We start from the raw sequence: 20,449 nt of genomic DNA, 5'->3' as shown, positions 1-20,449 counted from the left end.
ACCTAGGCGGTCAGCTTGCCGATCAGCTCCAGCGCGTTGGGTACCGGCTTGCCGTTGGCAAAGCAGGCCTTGACCAGCGCGTTGACCTGAGCGAGCGAGGGCCGGTGCTCCCGGAAGCGCGCGAGCATACCCGTGTCGGCACGCGCGGTGCGGAGCTGGCTGGCCGACGCCGTGACATCCCTGTCCGCAAAGACGGCGTTGTCGCCGAGCTTCGTCTGGGTGGCTTTGCTCATGTCGATGCCCGGGGCTTGCGGCGACACCACGATGTTGTCGTGGATCGCCGTGTCGTCGGGCACCCCTTTCCAGCTGGTCGCCTTGAAGACGGTAACTTCGGCGCCGGCGATCGGCTTTTCGGGAATGATGATGATGTTGTTGTAGATCTGGCTGCCCGCCACGGGGCCCGAGATCCTCAGCGACGCGCTGTCGGTCTTGCGCAGGGCATCGTTGATGCTGACGTTGAAACGCACGATCGTACCGGTGTTGCCGACGTCGGACGCGTTGCGGCCATCGTTGCAGACCAGCGCCATGCCACCGATATTGTCGTGGCTGTAGTTGTACTGGATCACCGTGCCACGGCAGTTGAAGTCCGCGTCGTACGCCTGGCCGTCGGCATACGCCTTATGGTCGCTGACTTCGTTGTACTGGATCAGCGTGTTGTCGCTGTCGAACGGCCAGATGCCCGCGGCCGCTTCACCACGGGGAAGGGCGCCACACCGACTCACCGTGTTGCGCTCGACCAGCGCGCCATCGCAGCCTTTCACCAGAATGCAGTCGCCGGGGACGCCGCTGATGCGGTTACCGCGCACCACCACACCGGTGGCCAGCCCGGCCTTGCGGCTGCCGGCGCCGAGGAACAGGATGCCGTCCCGTGCCGTGCGCTCGATCGTGTTGTCGGTGATGGACAGGTCCTGGTAGCGCGTGGGCTTGTCTTTCGTCTTTGCCTGGACGAGGATCGCGCTGCCACCGCCGTCCTTCTTGACCGGCGTGCCGTTCACATCGTGGATGTGCAGACCTTGCAGGACGATACCGTGGGCGATGCCGAAGTCCTCGTGATAGAGGTGCACCGCAGTGCGCCGCGGTGCCATCTGCGGTCCCTTGTTCGAAATCTCCAGATTGCGCACCGTCCAGTATTCGACATTCTGAAGGCGCACGGTCGACGGGGCGCTACCGTCCGCATGCAGATGCGGCAGCGCTCCCTCGCCATAGGCATCGACGACGACGGGTGCGTTCGCGCTACCGGAGCCCCTCGGCAGGAAGGCCCCCGGGTAGTCACTCCCACGCCTGAACAGGATGCGGTCGCCCGGCCCGAAGCGGGTTTTGTTCAGTCGGTCGAGACTACGCCAGGCCTGCGTGGCGCTGCTCCCGTCGTGTCCGTCGTTACCCCCGCCGCCATCCACGTAGTAAGTCTTACCGGTGCCCGCGCCAGCGGCGCGAAGCGAGGTCAGGGGCAGAACGGCGATCGCGCCTGCGGCCCATACGGACTGACGAAGAAAACTGCGACGGTGCATGGTGACGTCTCCGGTATCAGCGGCGCTCGCTCAGCGAGTATCGGTACACGCCGCCATGCTTTTTCAGCATGTAGGCGAAGCCGGCGAGGTGCTTGATGGTGAGGCGGGAGAACTTGCGTGTTCGACGCTTGTAGTCGTGCACGACGGAGATCTTCCGGCTGTAGTAGTTGCGCAGGCCCAGCTTGCGGGTGCGCACGCAGAACTCGGCGTCTTCCGGACCGAAGAAGATCCGGTCGTCATAACCCATCAGCAAGGCGGCGACCTTCTTGGTGAACGTCTGGTTGGCGCCGAGGACGTAGTCGACTTCGAGCGGATCGTTGCTGTCGTCGAAGGTGGTGTCCACCATGAGGTGGCGGTCCAGTTCGCGCTGCACGAAGCCGAGCTTACGGGTGGCCGCAATACGCGCCGCGATGGGCTGATAGAAACGGGGGAAGCGGCGGGTGGAGTCCTGCCGGGTGCGGTCCACATTCAGCAGTTCGAAACCGACCACGCCCGCATCGGGATGCGACTGGAAGAATTCATCGACGATGGTGCCCGGATCGCCGGTCAGGAAGATCGTGTCGTTATCCAGCGTCATGCAGTATTTGCCGCGCGCGAGGAACAGCCCCCGGTTACGTGCGGGGCCGACGCCGTAATTGCTGTCGAGCGGAAAATAACGGATCTGGGGCAGCGTGGCCACGAATTCGGCGCTGCCATCGCGTGAGCCGTTGTCCACGACGATCACTTCGTCGCGGCTGAAATCCACCTTGTCCATCAGGGAGTGGAGGCAGCGCTCCAGGTTCCCGAGTTCGTTCCAGGTGATGATGATGATCGACAGGCGCACATCGGCCTCGCTCATGACGGTGCTCCAACGTTGGGCGGGGTGAAGGACGATGGGGTGATGACCGCGTTGGCCTTCACCACGTAGTTGTCGGGGATGACCACGGGCCCGAAGATGCAGGCCCCCGTGCCGATGGTCACGTTGTTGCCGATGGTGGGCGTACCGTCGCCGGGGAAGCGGTTGCCAAGGCACACGCGCGCGTAGATCGTGCAGTTGGACCCGATCGTGCTCTTGCCGTTGATGATGATGCCGAACGCGTGGTAGATCACCAGACCCGGACCGATCGTCGCGGTGGTCGGCACATAGCACTTGGACATGAATTCCGCGATCTTCTCGAAGACGCGGAACGGCGTGTGCAGCACCGTGCCCCGGGTGCCGGAGATCAGGCGATAGGTCAGGATCACCCAGAACGACTGGTCGAGCATCCACCAGACCAGGCCACGGTAGCCGGGCAGCGACTTCAGGCGGCGTACGTCGGCGCGAAAATCATCAAGCATGGTTCGAATCCGGAGCGGGCAGGGTGTCGCGATGCTTCAGTACGTTGGCGCGGATCTTCATTCGCTCCTTCGCTTCCTCACGCAGGCGAATCTTGCGCAGGTCGTGGCGGGCGTAGAACATGCCGACGAAAAACCAGAAGTAGGCCTCGTAACCGCTGAACTCGATGAAGGCCAGCATCAGGTAGCACAGCAGGAAGAACTTGATGTTGCGCTGCTGGCCCTCCGTACGCGTGAACAGGATCTGTGCCGCCATCAGCAGGAAGAGCAGCAACGACTGCACGCCGCCTTCCAGAAGGAACTGGAGGTAGATGTTGTGAACGTTGTTCTCGACGAAGGTGAGGCCGGACAGCTGCTCCATCACCGGCACGCCGTTGCCGACGCCGTAACCGAGAATGTTCTGGTGCAGGGCGGTGCCCGCGGTGGTCCACAGCGCCAGGCGGCCGACGTTCTTGTGCGCGAGCTGGGTCTCGGCGTTGAGGTTGAAGCGGTCCAGCACGGGGATGTCGATCACCGACGACAGCACCAGGCCGACGAGCAGCACGCCCATCGCGATGCCGAAGAAGTTGAAGAAGTAATAGTGGCGGGATTTGCGTGCACGCCAGCAGGCGATGCCGATCGACACGGCGGCACCCACCAGCCCCGCTCGCGACAGCATCATGCCGCTGGTCAGCAGCGCGATGCCCGCCGCGATCGGATAAACACGGGTGCCAAGCAACAGAATGGAAAGCAGGGCAAGCAGGCTTGCCTCGATGTTGCGGCCACCGGTCGACATGTACAGGATGCTCGACGCGCCCTCGGTACGCGCATAGACCGCGCCCAGGCTGCCGGCGTAGACCAGATCGCGAAGGACGACGAAGGTCAGGCAGCAGCCCAGCATCCAGATGAAGATCTTGCGCAGCTCGATATCCTGCAGCTTGCGCCCGAAGACCACGCCGAGGAAATACGACGCCGCCACGAACAGGATCAGCGTGGAACGGACGCCGCCGCCATAGGTCGCGGAGGCGGCGATAGCCGTCGCCGTCATCGTGGCGATAAACGCCGTGGCCGGGTTGAGCTTGAGGTAGCGTGCCGCCGGGATGTACAGCACCGGCATGAGCAGCAACAGGAGGTGGTAGACGTTGACGTGCGATTTGCTGGTGGTGCTGTGCCCCAGCGGAATCTGCACGAACAGCATCGCCAGCAATACGATGGCGGCGCCGCGCGTCTTGTTGATCGCCAATGCCATGCCGGTCAGCCGATCGCCACGCCGAAGAACTTGTGCAGCAACACTTTCAGCGTCGACTTGTAGCCGCCGACGGAGATGTTCCGGGCGATGTCGCCCAGGGGCGGTCGCTGCTTGTTCATGACGTACTGGATGTTCCGGTGGTTACGCCGTTGATCGGCGCTCATCAGCCGGGTGTGCTTGGCGATGAAACGCTCGCTGCCCTCGGCGCGCTTGGTCGAGTTGCGAATTCGGGCGCGCGACCGGTCATCGTCGACGAACGACAGCAGCTGACGTGTGCGCAGCGCGGGACCGAAACGCTCGGCCAGGCGGATCCACATATCGTAGTCCTGCCATGAGGGCATCGCTTCGTCGAAACCGCCGAGTTCGCGCATGCGCGACAACTCGGTCAGAACCTGGTTGCCGGCGAGATTGGCGTAGAGCAGGGCGGACAGCGTGATCGGCTCGACCTTACCCAGTTCCGCCTGGCTGTACTGACGATCGCGCAGCGCCGCGATCTGGGCGTCGCTCTGGAAATAGCGGAACCGGCTGCAGACGAACGACACCTTGTTGCGCCGGTACAGGTCGACCAGGCATTCGATCCGCTGCGGATGAAACAGGTCGTCGTCGTCCAGTCCGGTGACATAGGTGCCGGAAGCCTGCTCCATGCACCGGTTACGCGCGCGGCAGGCGCCCTGCGGCGTCTCGTTGCGAAGATAGGTGAACTTGCCGGGGTAGCGCTGAATGTAGTCGGCGACGACCTCGGCCGTATCGTCGGTTGAGGCCTCGTCACAAATCAGAATCTCGATCTCGGGGTAGCTCTGGGCCAGCACCGAGTCGACGGCCCGGCGAAGCAGCGCCGAACGATTGCGGGTAGGAATGTAAACGCTCACCAGCGCCATGGCGTCATCGCTCCTCGTCTGCATTGCATCGGTCGTCGTACTCATGCGCTCACCGCCTGGATCTGTTTGTCCAGCAAGGTGTGCCGGCTACGCCAGATCACCCACACCAGCGGCGGCGTGGCGATGGCGAAGCGCACCGCGCTGGCCATCCAGCCATCGCCCGGGTAAACCAAGACCGCGAGCATGAGAAACGCATAGGGTACGAAGCTCTCGATCGTCCACGCGTTGAAGAACTCGCGTGCGGTGATCCGGATCAGTTTCGACGAGAAGAAGTAATACGAAAACACGGTGGCCAGGATCTGGCTGATGGCCAGCGCCACCGCCATGATTTCCAGCGACCGGGACGCCGCGCCGGCGAGGCTCACCGCCAGCGTGATGCCGCAGATCTTCAGGTTCCAGCCGAACTCGATGTCCGACCGGCCCTGGCTCTGGCTCAGGGCGCCGATCAGGGAGCCAAGCGGGCGCAGCATGCCGAACAGCAGCATCAGCGGAATGAGCTGGGCCACGCCGTCGTAGCGATGGCCGTACAGGATCGACACCGCCGGTGGCGCGAACACGGCAAGCATGATGAAGACCACCGCGCTGAAGATCGCGACACCGCGCAGGCCGACGAGGTAGATGCGACGCAGCGCTTCGGGATCGTGCTGCAAGGTCGCCAGTCGCGGCAACGCCAGACGCCCCGCTACCGGCATGATCAGCTTGGTCGGCTGCAGGACCAGTTCCTTTGCCAGCGAATACACGCCGAGCGACGCCAGGCCGAGAAACTTGCCCAGGATGATCTGGTCGGCCTGACTGCGCAGCTGGTTGATCACCTGCGACCCGAGCTGGAAGGCGCCATAGCGGAACGCCTCCCGCATGATGCCCCGGTCGAACCCGCGACCCGGGTGCCAGTCAGGCTCCGACACGGCCAGGAAGCAGCCCAGCCGGACGAGGCTGTTGACGATCATGGCGTACACGGCGGCTTCGATGGACGCATGGAAGACCAGCACCATGACCAGCAGCGTGGCCAGACCCGAGAGGCGTCCGATCACTTCGATGCGGGCCAGTCTCGGCAGCTGGAAGGCCTTGATCAGGCTGGCCTGATACTGCGCGGCCACCCCCAGCAGCACGAAGTTGATCGTCGACAGACGCATCAGCTGGCCGAGGACCTCGGACTGATAGAAGTACGCCACGGCGTAGGACACGAAGAAGAGCACGGCGGCGGAGACAAGGCCGAGGCCCACGCTGATCATGAAAAGCGAGGTGCGCTCTTCACGGTTGATGTTCTGGCGGTGGATGAGGTAGCTGCTCAGGCCCATGTCCTGCAGCAACGTGGCGATCGCATTGACCACGTTGACGATCGCCAGCGCACCGAGCATGCGTGCGTCGACGTGATGAGCCAGCACCGCGATCTGCAACAGCTGGCTGGCGGCGCTGATGACGGTGGACCCGGCGGTCCAGATGGCGTCGCGTTTGGCGGAAGCCATCGTCAGTCCTCCAGGGCCAGCTGCGCGGCGAGCTGGTCGTGCAGACGGCTCTGGTTGAACCGGGCTTCCACCGTTTCACGTGCGTGGCGCGCGATGGCCGGGAGGTCGTAGTCGCCGTTCTGAATGCGCGCCAGCTTGTCTGCCAGCGCTCCGGCATCGCGCTCGGGAACCAGCCACCCAGAATAGCCGTCTTCGATCAGTTCGGGAATCCCGCTATGCACGGTCGACAGACAAGGCACGCCACTGGCCATGGCTTCCATCAGCGAGACAGGGATGCCCTCCTGATCGCCGTCGGTCGCGGTGACGCTGGGCAGGGCGAAGATGTCCGCATCGCGCAACGCGGTCTGTACGAAGCTCTTGTCGCGCCGGCCCAGGATATGAATGTGGTCGCCCATGCCTTCATCGGCGACGAAGCGCTCCAGGGTCGCCTGAAGGGGGCCGTCGCCGATCACGTTCAGTTCGACAGGTACGCCGCGACGGGCCAGCTCGGCCACGGCCTGGCACAGGTAGAGCACGCCCTTTTTCTCGACGAGACGGGCGACGCTGACCACGCGCAGCGGGCGGGTTCCGGCCGACGACACATCGCCCGGCGACACGTAACGGAAGCTGTTCAGATCCACGCCCATCCGGTGTACCTGGATCTTTTCCGGCGCGCAGCCCATCGCCTCGAGCTTGTGACTCCAGCGCGTGCTGATTGGCATCATGCGTTCGCCCTGCACGAACAGGCGACGGTAATCGTCGGCATGGCGGGCAAGCACGCTGTGCTGTGAAAGGTCGAAGCCGTGAAACACCGTGTGAATCGGACCCTCGATCAGACCGAGGGCGCGCAGGTTGGCTGCCAGGACGCCGGTAGGACCGAAGTGGGCGATGATCGCCTTTGCCTTCAGCGGCTCCCTGATCCGGCGCACGGCACCGGCCAGCACGAGGCTCTTCGCCGCGTGACCGTAGAGTCGTACGGAAAGTGCCTTGCGCACGCGCGCGCTCGGCAGTCCGGGAAGCACCTGACGCAGGCGGCGCAGCAGGATCTGCCAGTGCTTCGACGCGCTGGCGGAATGATCGAAGATGAACGTCGTCCGTTCCATCAACCCCCGCGTGGCGACGATGTCACCGGGTGCGGGCTGCGGTCCCCGGCTGATCGCCAGGATGCGCACGTCGAAGCCGCGGTCGAGCAGGCCGACGATCTGGTCGATGACGAAGGTTTCCGAATACTTGGGAAACTCCGGGAGGACGAACAGGATCGGCATGGTCAGGCTCCGATCCCCAGCGTCGCCAGTACCGACTCACGGGCGAACGCCTTCTCGCGGGCGACGGCCGTGGCGACGCGTGGCCGCAAGGTCTCGTCCTGCAGCAACGCGAGCACCTTCGTGCGCAGGCTGCCGTCGAGCAGGGCTTTGACGGGAATGGCCAGGTCGTCCACACCGAGACGCTTCATGATGCCTTCGGACTTGTGCTCGTAATTGAGCGCCACGGACGGCGTACCGAAGTTCATCGACATGATCGCGCTGTGCAGCCGCGTGCCGATGGTGAGCACGCAGGTGGCGAGGCGGCGACCGATCTCGACATCGTTGAGCTCGTTCATCTCGACATGGAAGGACTCCGGATGGCGCAGGCGCGCGCGCACCTTGAGGGCGACCATGCGGTCGTCCTTGGGGTAGCCGTCGATCGCCGTGCAGGTGGAGTAGGCGACGACGCGGTAGCCCGCTTCGATTACGGCATCCAGCAGCTCAGCGAACGCCGTCTCGTACTCGGCCTGCGTCACGCCCAGACGCTTGTCGAACGGGGCCAGCTCACGGAAGGTCACGGCCACCGTCGGCTGCGCGGTATTGACGGGCTCGTTGACCCCCGGATTGACCAGCCACGCGGTATCCGACGTCCAGCGCACCTTGTCCTGCGGGATGCGCCCCTCGGTCATATAGCGCGCGCTGACTTCCTCACGCAGGGCGACCGCGTTGACCCGGGTCATGACGTCTTCGGAGATCTGCCGGAAGAACGGCTGCTGAAAGGGCCCGACGCTGTGGCCGATCATGTAGACCGGACGGCCCGCCAGCAGGGCGCAGATGGACTGGTCGTACTGCGTGGGACCGTACAAGTCCACGAAGAACGAACCGCCGACCTGAATGACCAGATCGTACCCTTTCATCCACTCGATGGTCTCGCGATGGCGCTGGGGCAGCTTCACCCAGCGTGCCCACCAGCGTCCCATGAGATGCCCGTGCAGGATGCGCGGAACAAGCCGGCGCAGCACCTTCGGCCGCAGGCCACCGAAGCGCTTTTTCGCGGCTTCGTTGTAGTAGGCATTCAACGTGTCGGGCAACAACCGACGCCCGATAAGGTATTCGGAGCTGGTCGGGAAGCGGCTGGTCACATCGACCTTGCTCCCCGGCAGCGCCTCCGCCAGACATTCCAGAAGGCCGCGCAGAATGGCGCCGTCGCCCCGGTTGCCGCACGTGTGATTTCCGACGATCAGGATGCGCGACATAGTGCTCTTTTCATGCTGGGCCCCGTGGTAGCGGGGCGGTTCAAGCCGGATCGGCCTTGTATTTGTAGTACGCGTATTCGGAGTAGCCCGCCGTGCGCTTTTCCACCGCGTTGAAGATGGCACCCTTCAGCTCGACACCGTTCTGTTCGAAACGTTGCTTGGCCAGTGCCAGCTCGCGCTGCTTGTTGAGACCGAAACGCGCCACGAGCAGGCTGGTCCCGACGTGATGGCCAATCACCGCCGCATCGGTCACCGCCAGGATGGGCGGCGTATCGATGATGATGAGGTCGTAGGCGGGCACCACCGCCTCGATGAAGCGCGTGAAGTGCTGATGCATCAGCAGTTCGGACGGATTGGGCGGCACCTGGCCGCGGCTGATGAAGTCGACGTTCTCCGTCGGACCCTTCTGCACCACTTCCGCCAGTTCGGCCTTGCCGACCAGCAGATCGGACAGTCCGCGTCCCGTCTTGACGCCGAGCAACTGGTGCAGCGTGCCGCGGCGCATGTCACCGTCGACCAGCAGCACGCGCTGCCCCGCCTGGGCAATGACGGCCGCGAGGTTCGCCGAGACGAAGGTTTTACCGGCGAACGGACTGGAGCCGGTGATCATCAGAATGTTGTTCTTCGCTTCCAGCCGGGCGAAGTGCAGGCTGGTGCGCAGGCTGCGGATGGATTCGATCGCCAGATCGGCCGGGTCGCTGATGGCGAGCAGGGGGCCACGCGCGCCGTGCTTGTGCCGGGTGCGGATGGAACGCGCGCTCTGGCCGGAGCTGAGCGGCACCGACGCATAGACGGGCAGGCCGAGGTCTTCGATCAGCGCAGGGTCTTCGATGCCACGATTGAGGATCTGCTTGAGGAAGACAAAGGCCAGGGCGAGGAAGGCACCGAGGAACGTCGCGATGATGACGATCAGCGCCTTGCGCGGCTGCACGGGAACGTTGGGATCCACCGCCGCCTTGTCGACGATACGCACGTTGCCGACGGTGCCCGCGCGGGCGATGTCGAGCTGCTGCGCCTGATTGAGCAGGCTGGTGTACGTATTGCTGCTGACCTGGACGTCCCGGTTGAGCTTGAGCAGTTGCTGCTGGGTGTCGGGCAGGGCGCCGACCTCCTTCTGCATCTTGTCCTTCTGTGCCTGCAGCTGGCCCATCTGCTGCTGCAACGCCTTGTAGGCAGGGTGGTCATGCGTAAAGCGGCGATCGATGTCCGCTTCCTGCATGTGCAACTGCTGGATGTTGTTCTCAACACCGACGATCTGATCGAGCAGGCCCTTGGTCTGCATGCTCAGATCGACGGAGTGGGACTGTGTCTGGAAGGCATTCATCGCTGCCTGGGCCTTGTCCAGGTCCTGCCGCACCTTGGGCAGCTGGTCCTTGACGAACTGCAGCTGGCTGGCGGCTTCGGCGGAGTTCCGCTCGACGTTCTGCCGCACATAAGCGGTGGTGACGTGTTCCAGCACCTTCCGCGCCAGCTCCGGATCGGCGTTGTTATAGGTCAGCCCGATGATCCCGGAGTCGTTGCCCTGTTCGAGGGCGACGACATCGGTCTGCAGCTTGGTCGTGGTGGTCAGCGCGGGCTGCACGACGACGTCGAAGCGCGTCCCCGGGTTGGCTACCAGCTGGCGGATCTGCACCGTCACGCCCTTGCCGTTGATCAGCTGACCGACGGCGCCCTGCGCCACACGCTTGCCATCGTCGTCGTACAGGCTGAACTGGTGATTGTCTTCGGCGCGGAGCTCGAACTTGCCGCCCATGGTCGGATCGGGCAGATCGAGCTTGAAGATGTCGACGACCTCGCCGCCCCAGCCATAGCGACTGAGTCCGAAGCGAGGCTTGCCCAGCTGGCCGGGTTTATGCCCGCGGGAGAGGTAGTCACCGATCACCGGCATGCGCTGCGGTAACGCCTGCACGTTCAGTCGCATGTCGTCGACCGTCTGTCCGACGACCAGCCGCGACGTAATCAGCGCGATCTCGGTGACGGCCTGCGATGCGGTCGTGCCGAGCGATTGCGAAAGGTCGCTCAGCCCCGGAAGGCTCGGCGTCTTCTGCTCGACCTGCACCACGGCGGTGGCCTGATAGATAGGCGTCGCCAGCAGCGTATACAGCACACCGATCACGAAGAAACCCCCCGTGATTGCAACGATCAGCCACTTGTGATCGAGCAGCGTACCGAACAACGCGTTGAGATCGATGGTGTCGTCATCATGTGCCTGCTCAATCTTCGTCGTCATGCGGCCGCGTGTTTCCTGGAGATGAATTGGACGTCTAAGCGTTTATACCGGAGCGAGAATGAATGGGCCGAAAAGCAGACGGCCAGCCAACGTCCTGTATTTCCAGCGTTTTACGCACACATCTCCATGCACCGGCACACAGCTGGCGCATGACACACCCCCTTGGATGCGTAGGATGAAACCTCAGGCGGGCGTCGACGGGCGGCCGTTGGGGATGCCGATGTCGACGCCATTCGTTGAAAGAACGATGTCCTTCGCCTTCTTCGATGCCAATCGCGTACCACTGATCCGCGCCGAAGGACTTTCAGCTTAGACGGGGTCGCGTAGGCCTCAAAGTGAAAACCGCCAGTTTTGCGACCTGCGTCAAGGAACCATCGCTTATGGGGACGCTAGAACGCAAATACGTTATTAATTCGTTATATGCGTCCTGATGTATCTACACACACCACTAATGAATGGTTCATTCCGCAGTCACTAATTGCTGCACTGCATGGTCACCACTCTGATTTGTGCGTCGTGTATACGCGCTTATTCGGCAAGGTCGCTTCCGCATCGCAGCAACGCACACATGGCGATCTCCGCCCTAATGATGGCGCTCGGCCCGTCAGCGGCGCACACTCGGCGGCTAAGGGCGGTCCACCGGCCGCATCGGGAGCAGCTCATGCATGTCGTCGCGATGTTAACGGCGGGTCTATAGACCTTTTCCGGCGTAAGCGCGTCCGGGAAACCGCGGGCGCGGAACGCGAGCCGGCCTTACGAGCCGAACTCTTCAATGCCGAACAACTCGAGGCTTACGGCGCGCAACTCGCCGCCAGGCATCGTCTGGCTGCGCGCCGGCTTCCCGAATGGCTGCTTCCCCGTCTTGCCGACAACGAACGGGTGATCCTTGGGGCGTGTCGCGGCCTCATGGTGGCCGCACGTCGCGGGGAGAGCGCGACGCCCGCCGGCGAGTGGCTGCTGGACAACCTCTACCTGATCGAAGAGCACATCCGCAGCGCGAACAAGGATTTTCCCAAAGGGTACAGTCGCGAACTCGTCCAGCTCGATGGCGGCGCATCCCATGGTCTTCCCCGCGTCTACGACATCGCACTGGAAGTCATATCCCACGGCGATGGACGCGTCGACGCCGCTGGCCTGGCGCGTTTCCTCGATGCCTACCAGACCGTCGCGCCGCTCACTCTGGGCGAACTCTGGGCGGTGCCGATCATGCTGCGGCTCGCGCTGATCGAAAATCTGCGTCGCATCGCTGTCCGCGTCACCCAGGACCGCTCGCGTCGGCGACGCGCCACGCGCTGGGCGGATGCCATGACGCGCATGGCGGCCGACGATCCGAAGAATGTGGTGCTGGTGGTCGCCGACATGGCGCGCTCCGCCCCGGTGATGAGTGCACCGTTCGTGGCCGAGCTGGTGCGCCGGTTACAGGGGCAGGGGCCGGCACTGGCCATGCCGCTGGGCTGGGTCGAGCAGCGGCTCGCGGAATCGGGCCGCAGCATCGACTACCTCGTGCAAGCCGAATCGCAGCAGCAGGCGATGCACCAGGTGTCGGTCGGCAACAGCATCGGCAGCCTCCGCTCGCTGGCGACGGTGGACTGGCGCGACTTCGTCGAGCACGCGAGTCTGGTCGAGGCATCGCTTCGCGACGATCCCTCCGGCGTCTATCCCGCGATGGATTTCACCAGCCGGGATCGCTATCGCCATGCGGTGGAGCGCCTGGCGCGTTCGACACGTCGCAGCGAAGTGGATACCGCCCGTGCGGTGCACGCCGCATGCCTGGCGCAGGCGGCTGATGCCCACGATACGACCCGGCGGCACGTCGGTTTCTATCTGGTCGGCGCGGGGGCAACTGAGTTCGAGCGTGCGCTCGGCGCAAGCCGGGGCTGGAAAACACGGTGCGCTCGCGCCTTCACACGCGCACCGTTCGCGGTGTCGTTCACCGTGTTTCTCCTGCTCACTGCCGCGCTCACCGTTGGCCTGGTGGCGACGGCGGCGGTCGTTTCGGCGTCAGCCTGGTTGTGGATGCTGCTCGGCGCAGGGTGTCTGCTCGTTGCAAGCCAGCTCAGCCTGAGCCTTCTGAACCTCGGCGCGTCGCTGATCGCATCGCCCGATTACCTGCCTCGTATGGACTATGCGTCCGGCATGCCCGCGGCAGCGCGAACCATGGTCACCGTGCCGACCCTGCTCGGCAGTGTGGAGGACGTCGACGAGGTCGTCGATGCACTCGAGGTGCGTTTCCTCGCCAATCGCGACGATGCGCTGCATTTCGCCTTGCTCACCGACTTTCTGGATGCCGATCGGCCCGCGCTCCCGGACGATGAGGCGATCCTCGCGTACGCGGGACGTCGCGTGTCGGCACTGAATGCCCGGTATCCATCGGTGGCAGCGGACCGTTTCTATCTGTTTCATCGCCCCCGGGAATGGAGCGCGACGGAACGACGCTGGATGGGCGCCGACCGCAAACGCGGCAAGCTCGCCGCACTGAACCGGCTGTTGCGCGGCGAAGGCGCGGAACGCTTCGCGCTCATCGTCGGACGAATCGCGGATCTTCCCCCCGTCCGTTACGTCATCACGCTGGACACCGATACGCAGCTCCCGCGCGACGCCGCTCATCTGATGGTGGCGGCGATGGATCATCCGCTGAACCGCCCGGTGTTCGACGACGCGTCGAACACCGTGGTGTCGGGTTACGGCATTCTGCAGCCGCGCGTGGGTATCGCACTGCCGGCGCAGGCGCGCTCGGTCTATGCACGCCTGTACGGTGCGGATGCCGGTGTCGATCCGTATACGCGTGCCGTGTCCGATGTCTACCAGGACGTCTTCCACGAAGGCTCGTTCACGGGCAAGGGCATCTACGACATCGATGCCTTCGAGCGTGCACTGGCCGGGCGCCTCAAGGACGAACGCGTACTCAGTCACGATCTGATCGAGGGCTGTTTCGCGCGCTCGGGGCTGCTCAGCGACGTCCTCGTCTTCGAGGAGATTCCGGGGCGCTACGCGGATGACAGCGTGCGAAGGCACCGCTGGACCCGTGGCGACTGGCAGCTCTTGCCCTGGCTGATGCCGACGGTGCCCAGCGTTCATGGATGGGTTCGCAACGATCTGAGCAGCCTGTCGCGCTGGAAGATCTTCGACAACCTGCGCCGCAGCCTCGTGTCGCCGGCCGCCCTGGCCTTGCTGGTGGGCGGCTGGCTGTGGATCGGCCCCGTCGCTACGTGGACTATCGCAGTCCTGTCGATGCTGTTCGTGCCGGTTCTGCTCCACGTGCTGATGGACGTGATTCGCAAGCCACACGATGTGACCTGGCCGGTGCACGGCCGCGTCGCCCTGGACGCGGCGGGACAGCATGTGGCACGCCTGGGCCTGGCCGTCGCATGGCTGCCGCACGAAGCTCGCCTGAGCGTGGATGCGATCGCGAGAACGCTCTGGCGGGTGCTGGTGAGTCGGACGCATCTCCTCGAATGGCGATCGTCCGGCGAAGTGGAGCGACAGGGTCGCGGCACGCATACGATTCCGTGGCGCGCACTGTGGGCCGGTCCGGCCGTGGCGTTCGGCGTGACGGCGGCGCTCGTGGCCGTACGGCCGGCCGCGTTGCCCGTCGCGTTCCCGTTGCTCCTGCTCTGGCTGGCCTCGCCACCGTTCGCCTGGTGGGTCAGCCGCGCGCAGAGCGCGCAAGTCTATGCGCCTACGGACGCGGACCGGACGTTCCTGCGCCATCTCGCCCGCCGCACATGGGCTTTCTTTGAAACGTACATGGGCCCCGACGATCGCTGGCTGCCACCGGATAACGTGCAGATGATGCCGGCGCCCCGCGTCGCGAGGCGCACGTCGCCGACCAATATGGGCCTGGGGCTGCTTTCCGCCCTGTCCGCATACGATTTCGGTTATCTCGGGGCGGGCGCGCTGGTCGGACGTCTTGGCCACACGCTTGGCACGATGCGCGATCTCGAGCGATATCGCGGCCACTTCTACAACTGGTACGACACGGAGCACGGTACGCCGCTGCATCCGCTTTACGTGTCGAGCGTCGACAGCGGAAATCTTTCCGGCCATCTGCTTACGTTGCAGCGGGGGCTGCTGGCGATCGCGGACGCACCGGTTTTTTCGGTGGCGTCGATCGCCGGCCTGGCCGATAGCGTCGGAATCCTCGCGGAAGAGGCCGGCGGCGCGTGGCGAGCCGACCTTGACGACTGGTCGGGTCAGCTCGTTCAGGCGATGGGCAGCCCCCCCACGACGCCGACCGATGTGCTCGTCTTCGCCACCGCGCAGCGACACCGGCTGGACGGGCTCGTGGGTCGCCATGCGAACGAGGGCACGGAAGAGACGCGTTTCTGGCTGTCCCGGATCGCCGCGCAGTGCGACGATCTCCTGGACGAAGCCCAGGCATGGCATACCGACATCGTCGGTGACCGCATCGCGTCGCTGGCGGAGATCGCGGCCGACGCGAACGACCTGGCGCGCGGCGCGCGCGCAGCCACACGCCTGGACGCGATTACCTCGGCGGCGGCGCTGGCCGGCGACCTGGCCGTCATGGATCACGCCTTCCTCTATGACGAGAACCGCCGCCTGCTGTCGATCGGCTTCGATGTGGAACGCCGCGTGCTGGACAACTCGTTCTACGATCTGCTGGCCTCCGAAGCGCGACTCACGACGTTCGTCGCCATCGCGCAGGAGCAGATACCGCAGGAGAGCTGGTTCTCGCTGGGCCGCCTGCTGACGAATGCCGGCGGTCTGCCGGTGCTGCTGTCCTGGACAGGCTCGATGTTCGAGTACCTGATGCCCATGCTGGTCATGCCGACCTACGAAGGCAGCCTGCTCGAGCAGACCTGTCGTGCCGCGGTCGCGCGCCAGATCGAATACGGCAAGCAGCGCAACCTTCCGTGGGGAGTGTCCGAATCCGGATACAACGCCGTCGACGCGCAGCTCACCTACCAGTACCGGGCCTTCGGCGTGCCGGGTCTGGGTCTCAAACGTGGACTGGGTGACGACCTCGTCGTTGCCCCCTATGCGTCCGTGCTGGCCCTGATGGTCGCGCCGGCGGCAGCCACCGGCAATCTGCAGCGGCTGACCGCGGATGGCGTAGCCGGTCGGTTCGGCCTCTACGAAGCCGTCGATTACACGCCATCGCGCCTGCCGCCGGGACAGCACTCGGCGATCGTGCGGGAGTTCATGGCCCATCATCAGGGCATGTCGTTGCTGTCGATCGGGCATGTGCTGCTCGGACAGCCCATGCGCAAGCGCTTCGAAGCCGATCCGCGGGTCATGGCGACGAGCCTGTTGTTGCAGGAACGTGTGCCGCGCTCGGCATCGGAGTACCTGCACGCCGTCGGGCTGGGCGAGGGCGCGCCCGCACCCGCGACACCGGAAGCCCGGCTGCGCCTGTTTACCGATCCGGACCGTCCGCGGCCGGCGGTGCAACTGCTGTCCAATGGCCGTTATCACGTCATGGTCAGCAGCGCCGGTGGTGGGTACAGTCGACGCGACAGCATGGCGCTGACCCGTTGGCGCGAGGACATCACCCGCGACCGTCATGGCATGTTCTGTTACGTGCGCGATCCCGACTCGGGTGACGTGTGGTCGACGGCCTACCAGCCGGTCGCACGACAGACCGACCACTTCGAGGCCATTCTGGCCGAGTCGCGCGCGGAGTTCCGCGTACGTCAACGTGGCTTCGAGACCCATACGGAGATCGTCGTCTCGCCTGAGGACGATATGGAACTGCGGCGTACCCGCGTCACCAATCGCGGCCGCACGCGTCGTACGATCGAACTGACCAGCTATGCCGAAGTCGTGCTGGCCGATCCACGCGGTGACGCGGCCCATCCGGCCTTCAGCAAACTCTTCGTCACGACCGAGATCGTGCCCAGCCTGCAGGCACTCATCTGCACACGGCGTCCGCGCTCGGCGGATGAAGTCCCGCCATGGATGTGCCATCTGGTCGCGGTACACGATGCGGATGTCGATGCGATCTCGTATGAGACCGACCGCGCCCGCTTCATCGGGCGAGGCCGGACCACGGCTCAACCGGCCGCGCTGGACGCTGTCTGCGACACGTTGTCGGGAAGTCACGGCGCGGTGCTCGATCCGATCGTCGCCATCCGGGTACGGGTGACGCTCGATCCCGACCAGACGGCGACGCTCGACTTCGTCACCGGCGTCGCGGATGTGCGCGAGGGCTGCGTACGCCTGATCGAGAAGTATCGCGACCGGCACCTGTCCGACCGCGTCTTCGACCTCGCATGGACACGCAGCCAGGTGTTGCTGCGTCAGGCCAACTCGACGCTTGCCGACGCCCAGTTGTACGAGCACATGGCGACATCGATCCTCTATCCGAACCTTGCCCTGCGCGCCGAGCCGGGCCTGATCGCGGCAAACCGGCGCGGCCAGTCGGGGCTGTGGGGGCAAGCCGTGTCGGGCGACCTGCCGATCGTCCTGCTGCGCATCGCGGATATCGCGCGTCTGGATATCGCCCGCGATCTGATCCGCGCGGCCGCCTACTGGCGCCTCCGCGGTCTCATGGTCGACCTGGTGATCTGGAACGAGGACAGCACGGGGTACCGACAGACGTTGCACGACGCGCTGACCGGCCTGCTGGCCTCGGGCGCCGAAGCCAACCTTCTCGACCGCCCCGGCGGCGTCTACATCCGCGCGGCACAGCCCTTGTCCTTCGAGGATCGACTGGTGATGGAAGCCAGCGCCTCCATCGTGGTGGTGGACAGCCTGGGTTCCCTGCAGGAGCAGATGGAGCGTCACCGGCTGGGCGCTCACCCGGTCGCCGCGGAGCCGGCCAGCTGGCCGCGTCGTCCGGTCATCGAGCCGGTCGCCGCTTCGGCGCCGAAGGGCGCTTTCTCGGCCGACGGTACCGAGTACGTGATAACGCTGGCTCCCGGTGCGGTCACGCCCGCGCCCTGGTGCAATGTGCTTGCCAATCCGGACTTCGGCACGGTGATCTCCGAAAGCGGCAGCGCGTATACCTGGGCAGAGAACGCGCACGGTTGCCGACTGACGCCGTGGCAGAACGACCCGGTAGAGGACGCCTGCGGCGAGGCGATGTACCTGCGCGATGAAGCCACCGGTCATACGTGGTCGCCGACGCCGCTACCCATGCGTGGGGCGGGTGAATACACCACGCGGCACGGCTTCGGTTACACCGTGTTCGACCACGCGGAGGACACGGTTTCGTCGAGCCTGGCGGTGTTCGTCGCCATCGACGCGTCGGTGAAATTCCAGGTCCTGACTCTCACCAACGACGGTGACGAGTCACGGCGCCTGTCGATCACAGGTTACGTCGAATGGCTGCTGGGGGACGTGCGCGAGAGCAGCGCGATGCACGTGGTCACCGAGATCGATTCGATGACCGGCGCGCTGTTCGCACGGAATGCCTACAACAGCGACTGTCCGGGACGCGTCGCCTTCTTCGATGTCGAAGATCCCGACCGCGACGTGGGTGGCGACAGGACCGCCTTTCTCGGGCGCAATGGCCACGCGGGCGCGCCGCTGGGCATGCGCCGTCCGGGCTGGCATAACCGCGTCGGAGCGGGACTGGACCCCTGCGGCGTATTGCGCAGTTTCGTCGTCCTGGCGCCGGGCGAATCCCGTGACGTGATCTTCCGGCTCGGCATGGGCGCCAGCGAACCCGAGGCGCGTGCGCTGGTTCAGCGCTTCAGGCAGACCGGTTCGGCGACCGCCGCCCTTGCCGCCGTACGGCGCCACTGGAGCGACACCCTCGGCGCGGTCCAGGTCGCTACGCCCGACGGGTCGATCGACGTCTTCGCCAATGGCTGGCTGCTCTACCAGACCATCGCCAGTCGCCTCTGGGCCCGCAGCGGTTACTACCAGTCCGGCGGGGCCATCGGTTTCCGCGACCAGTTGCAGGACTCGATGGCGACGCAGCACGCGGCGCCGGCCATGGCCCGGGCGCAGTTGCTGATGTGCGCGGCGCATCAGTTCGTCGAGGGTGACGTGATGCACTGGTGGCATCCGCCCGGCGGTCGCGGCGTGCGTACGGGATGTTCGGACGATTACCTCTGGCTCCCTCTGGCCACCAGCCGCTACGTGCAGGCCAGCGGCGATACCGGGGTACTCGACGAGTCCGTCGAGTACATCGAAGGCCGTCCGCTGCGCCCTGGGGAAGAGTCCTATTACGATCAGCCCCGGCCTTCGGGCCAGCGGGCGTCGCTCTATGACCACTGCGTCCGGGCGCTCGAACACGCCGCGCCGCGTGGCGTCCACGGCCTGCCGCTGATGGGCAGCGGCGACTGGAACGACGGTATGAACAAGGTAGGCGAGGCCGGGCGGGGCGAAAGCGTCTGGCTCGGCTTCTTCCTCGTCCATGTGCTGCGCGAGTTCGCACAGGTGGCTCGTCAGCGCGGCGACGTGTCGTTCGCCGGGCAATGCGTCGCCGGGGCCGACACGCTGGCCGCATCCCTCGAAGCGAGCGCCTGGGACGGCGACTGGTACCGGCGCGCCTGGTTCGACGATGGCACCCCGCTGGGCTCCGCAGGCAACGACGAATGCCGGATCGATGCGATCGCACAGAGCTGGTCGGTCCTTTCGGACGTGGGCGGCGACGACCGGCGAGCACGTGCGATGGCGTCGCTGGACCGGCATCTGGTGCTCGACGATCCGGGCATGATCCGCCTGCTCGATCCGCCGTTCGACACGTCGGCCATGGATCCCGGTTACATCAAGGGCTACGTGCCCGGCGTGCGGGAAAACGGCGGCCAGTACACCCACGCCGCGGTCTGGGCCGCCATGGCCTTCGCGCACATGGGCAACCATGAGCGGGCGTGGGAACTGACGAGGATGATCCATCCTGCCAGTCACACCGGGGACGCCGCCGCGATCGGGCGCTACAAGATCGAACCGTACGTCATCGCCGCGGACGTCTATTCCGTCGCGCCGCACACGGGACGGGGCGGGTGGAGCTGGTACACCGGATCGGCGGGCTGGATGTACCGGCTGATCGTGGAGTCGTTACTGGGTATCCATCTCGACGGTGGCCGGTTGCGGATCGTGCCTCGCGTTCCGGCGGCCTGGCCGGGCTATACCGTGCGCTACCGCCACGGACGAGCGACCTACGTCATCGACCTGCGTCGTGCATACGAGGGTGAACCGGCGAGCCTCTTGCTGGACGGGGTGGCCTGTGGCGCAACCCTGGCCCTGAAAGATGACGGAGTCGAGCATCGGGTGCAGGTGATCTATGCGGGAGGGTAACGGTGGCGTAACGCGGCTACGCGCAGCGTCAGTGCAGCCGGGCGTACCGGCGGATCGGGAGATCACGCTCATGTCTCAGGAATCGAACGATCCGTCGCCCGCGCCCCAGCTGCGGGAAGACCGGATAGCCGCCTAT

The 20,449-nt window shown here is 65.2% G+C and carries 10 protein-coding genes; 1 reads left to right on the top strand and 9 read right to left on the bottom strand.

The window, feature by feature from the left end; all coding sequences use genetic code 11:
- Positions 1 to 2 precede the first annotated feature (2 nt).
- Genes B5X73_RS12110 through B5X73_RS12070 form a run of 9 tightly spaced genes read right to left on the bottom strand, consistent with a single transcriptional unit; the run spans position 3 to position 11,103 of the window.
- A complete protein-coding gene (locus tag B5X73_RS12110) occupies positions 3 to 1,508 on the bottom strand; it encodes a right-handed parallel beta-helix repeat-containing protein (RefSeq protein WP_079521896.1) in 1,506 nt (501 codons plus the stop codon).
- 16 nt (positions 1,509 to 1,524) lie between these two features.
- Entirely contained in the window at positions 1,525 to 2,346 is an 822-nt protein-coding gene (locus tag B5X73_RS12105; RefSeq protein WP_043693903.1) for a glycosyltransferase family 2 protein, read from the bottom strand.
- Positions 2,343 to 2,825 (bottom strand): serine O-acetyltransferase, encoded by a 483-nt coding sequence (locus B5X73_RS12100; protein ID WP_079521895.1) that lies wholly within the window; start codon positions 2,823 to 2,825, stop codon positions 2,343 to 2,345. The genes B5X73_RS12105 and B5X73_RS12100 overlap by 4 nt, the downstream gene beginning before the upstream one ends.
- Positions 2,818 to 4,050, bottom strand: coding sequence for an O-antigen ligase family protein (locus B5X73_RS12095; RefSeq protein WP_079521894.1), 1,233 nt, complete (start codon positions 4,048 to 4,050; stop codon positions 2,818 to 2,820). The genes B5X73_RS12100 and B5X73_RS12095 overlap by 8 nt, the downstream gene beginning before the upstream one ends.
- A gap of 5 nt (positions 4,051 to 4,055) precedes the next feature.
- Complete coding sequence (locus B5X73_RS12090; protein WP_051943676.1) at positions 4,056 to 4,973, bottom strand: glycosyltransferase family 2 protein; 918 nt, start codon at positions 4,971 to 4,973, stop codon at positions 4,056 to 4,058.
- Positions 4,970 to 6,394 carry a lipopolysaccharide biosynthesis protein gene (locus tag B5X73_RS12085; protein WP_079521893.1) on the bottom strand — a complete coding sequence of 475 codons (1,425 nt, stop codon included), beginning with the start codon at positions 6,392 to 6,394 and terminating at the stop codon, positions 4,970 to 4,972. Before B5X73_RS12085 ends, B5X73_RS12090 begins: the two co-directional genes overlap by 4 nt.
- 2 nt (positions 6,395 to 6,396) lie before the next feature.
- On the bottom strand, positions 6,397 to 7,638 hold the full coding sequence (locus B5X73_RS12080) for a glycosyltransferase (protein WP_079521892.1): 1,242 nt from the start codon (positions 7,636 to 7,638) through the stop codon (positions 6,397 to 6,399).
- A 2-nt stretch (positions 7,639 to 7,640) separates the two neighbouring features.
- A complete protein-coding gene (gene wcaK, locus B5X73_RS12075) occupies positions 7,641 to 8,873 on the bottom strand; it encodes a colanic acid biosynthesis pyruvyl transferase WcaK (protein ID WP_043693909.1) in 1,233 nt (410 codons plus the stop codon).
- A gap of 40 nt (positions 8,874 to 8,913) precedes the next feature.
- Positions 8,914 to 11,103: a polysaccharide biosynthesis tyrosine autokinase gene (locus B5X73_RS12070; protein ID WP_079521891.1), complete on the bottom strand. Its 2,190-nt coding sequence runs from the start codon at positions 11,101 to 11,103 to the stop codon at positions 8,914 to 8,916.
- 906 nt (positions 11,104 to 12,009) lie between these two features.
- Here B5X73_RS12070 and B5X73_RS12065 point away from each other — a divergent pair.
- Positions 12,010 to 20,313, top strand: a complete 8,304-nt coding sequence (locus tag B5X73_RS12065; RefSeq protein WP_254857283.1) for a glycoside hydrolase family 94 protein — start codon at positions 12,010 to 12,012, stop codon at positions 20,311 to 20,313.
- Positions 20,314 to 20,449 lie beyond the last annotated feature (136 nt).

Source organism: Luteibacter sp. 22Crub2.1 (assembly GCF_900167995.1).
Taxonomy (GTDB): Bacteria; Pseudomonadota; Gammaproteobacteria; order Xanthomonadales; family Rhodanobacteraceae; genus Luteibacter; species Luteibacter mycovicinus.
Note: the sequence above shows the minus strand (reverse complement) of the source record. Positions and strands in the feature narration are given on the sequence as shown.

What these genes read in the sequence shown, in the direction of transcription:
- B5X73_RS12110 (WP_079521896.1), bottom strand. Translation starts at nt 1,508, where the DNA reads ATGCACCGTCGCAGTTTTCTTCGTCAGTCCGTATGGGCCGCAGGCGCG.
- B5X73_RS12105 (WP_043693903.1), bottom strand. Translation starts at nt 2,346, where the DNA reads ATGAGCGAGGCCGATGTGCGCCTGTCGATCATCATCATCACCTGGAAC.
- B5X73_RS12100 (WP_079521895.1), bottom strand. Translation starts at nt 2,825, where the DNA reads ATGCTTGATGATTTTCGCGCCGACGTACGCCGCCTGAAGTCGCTGCCC.
- B5X73_RS12095 (WP_079521894.1), bottom strand. Translation starts at nt 4,050, where the DNA reads ATGGCATTGGCGATCAACAAGACGCGCGGCGCCGCCATCGTATTGCTG.
- B5X73_RS12090 (WP_051943676.1), bottom strand. Translation starts at nt 4,973, where the DNA reads ATGAGTACGACGACCGATGCAATGCAGACGAGGAGCGATGACGCCATG.
- B5X73_RS12085 (WP_079521893.1), bottom strand. Translation starts at nt 6,394, where the DNA reads ATGGCTTCCGCCAAACGCGACGCCATCTGGACCGCCGGGTCCACCGTC.
- B5X73_RS12080 (WP_079521892.1), bottom strand. Translation starts at nt 7,638, where the DNA reads ATGCCGATCCTGTTCGTCCTCCCGGAGTTTCCCAAGTATTCGGAAACC.
- wcaK (WP_043693909.1), bottom strand. Translation starts at nt 8,873, where the DNA reads ATGTCGCGCATCCTGATCGTCGGAAATCACACGTGCGGCAACCGGGGC.
- B5X73_RS12070 (WP_079521891.1), bottom strand. Translation starts at nt 11,103, where the DNA reads ATGACGACGAAGATTGAGCAGGCACATGATGACGACACCATCGATCTC.
- B5X73_RS12065 (WP_254857283.1), top strand. Translation starts at nt 12,010, where the DNA reads ATGGTGGCCGCACGTCGCGGGGAGAGCGCGACGCCCGCCGGCGAGTGG.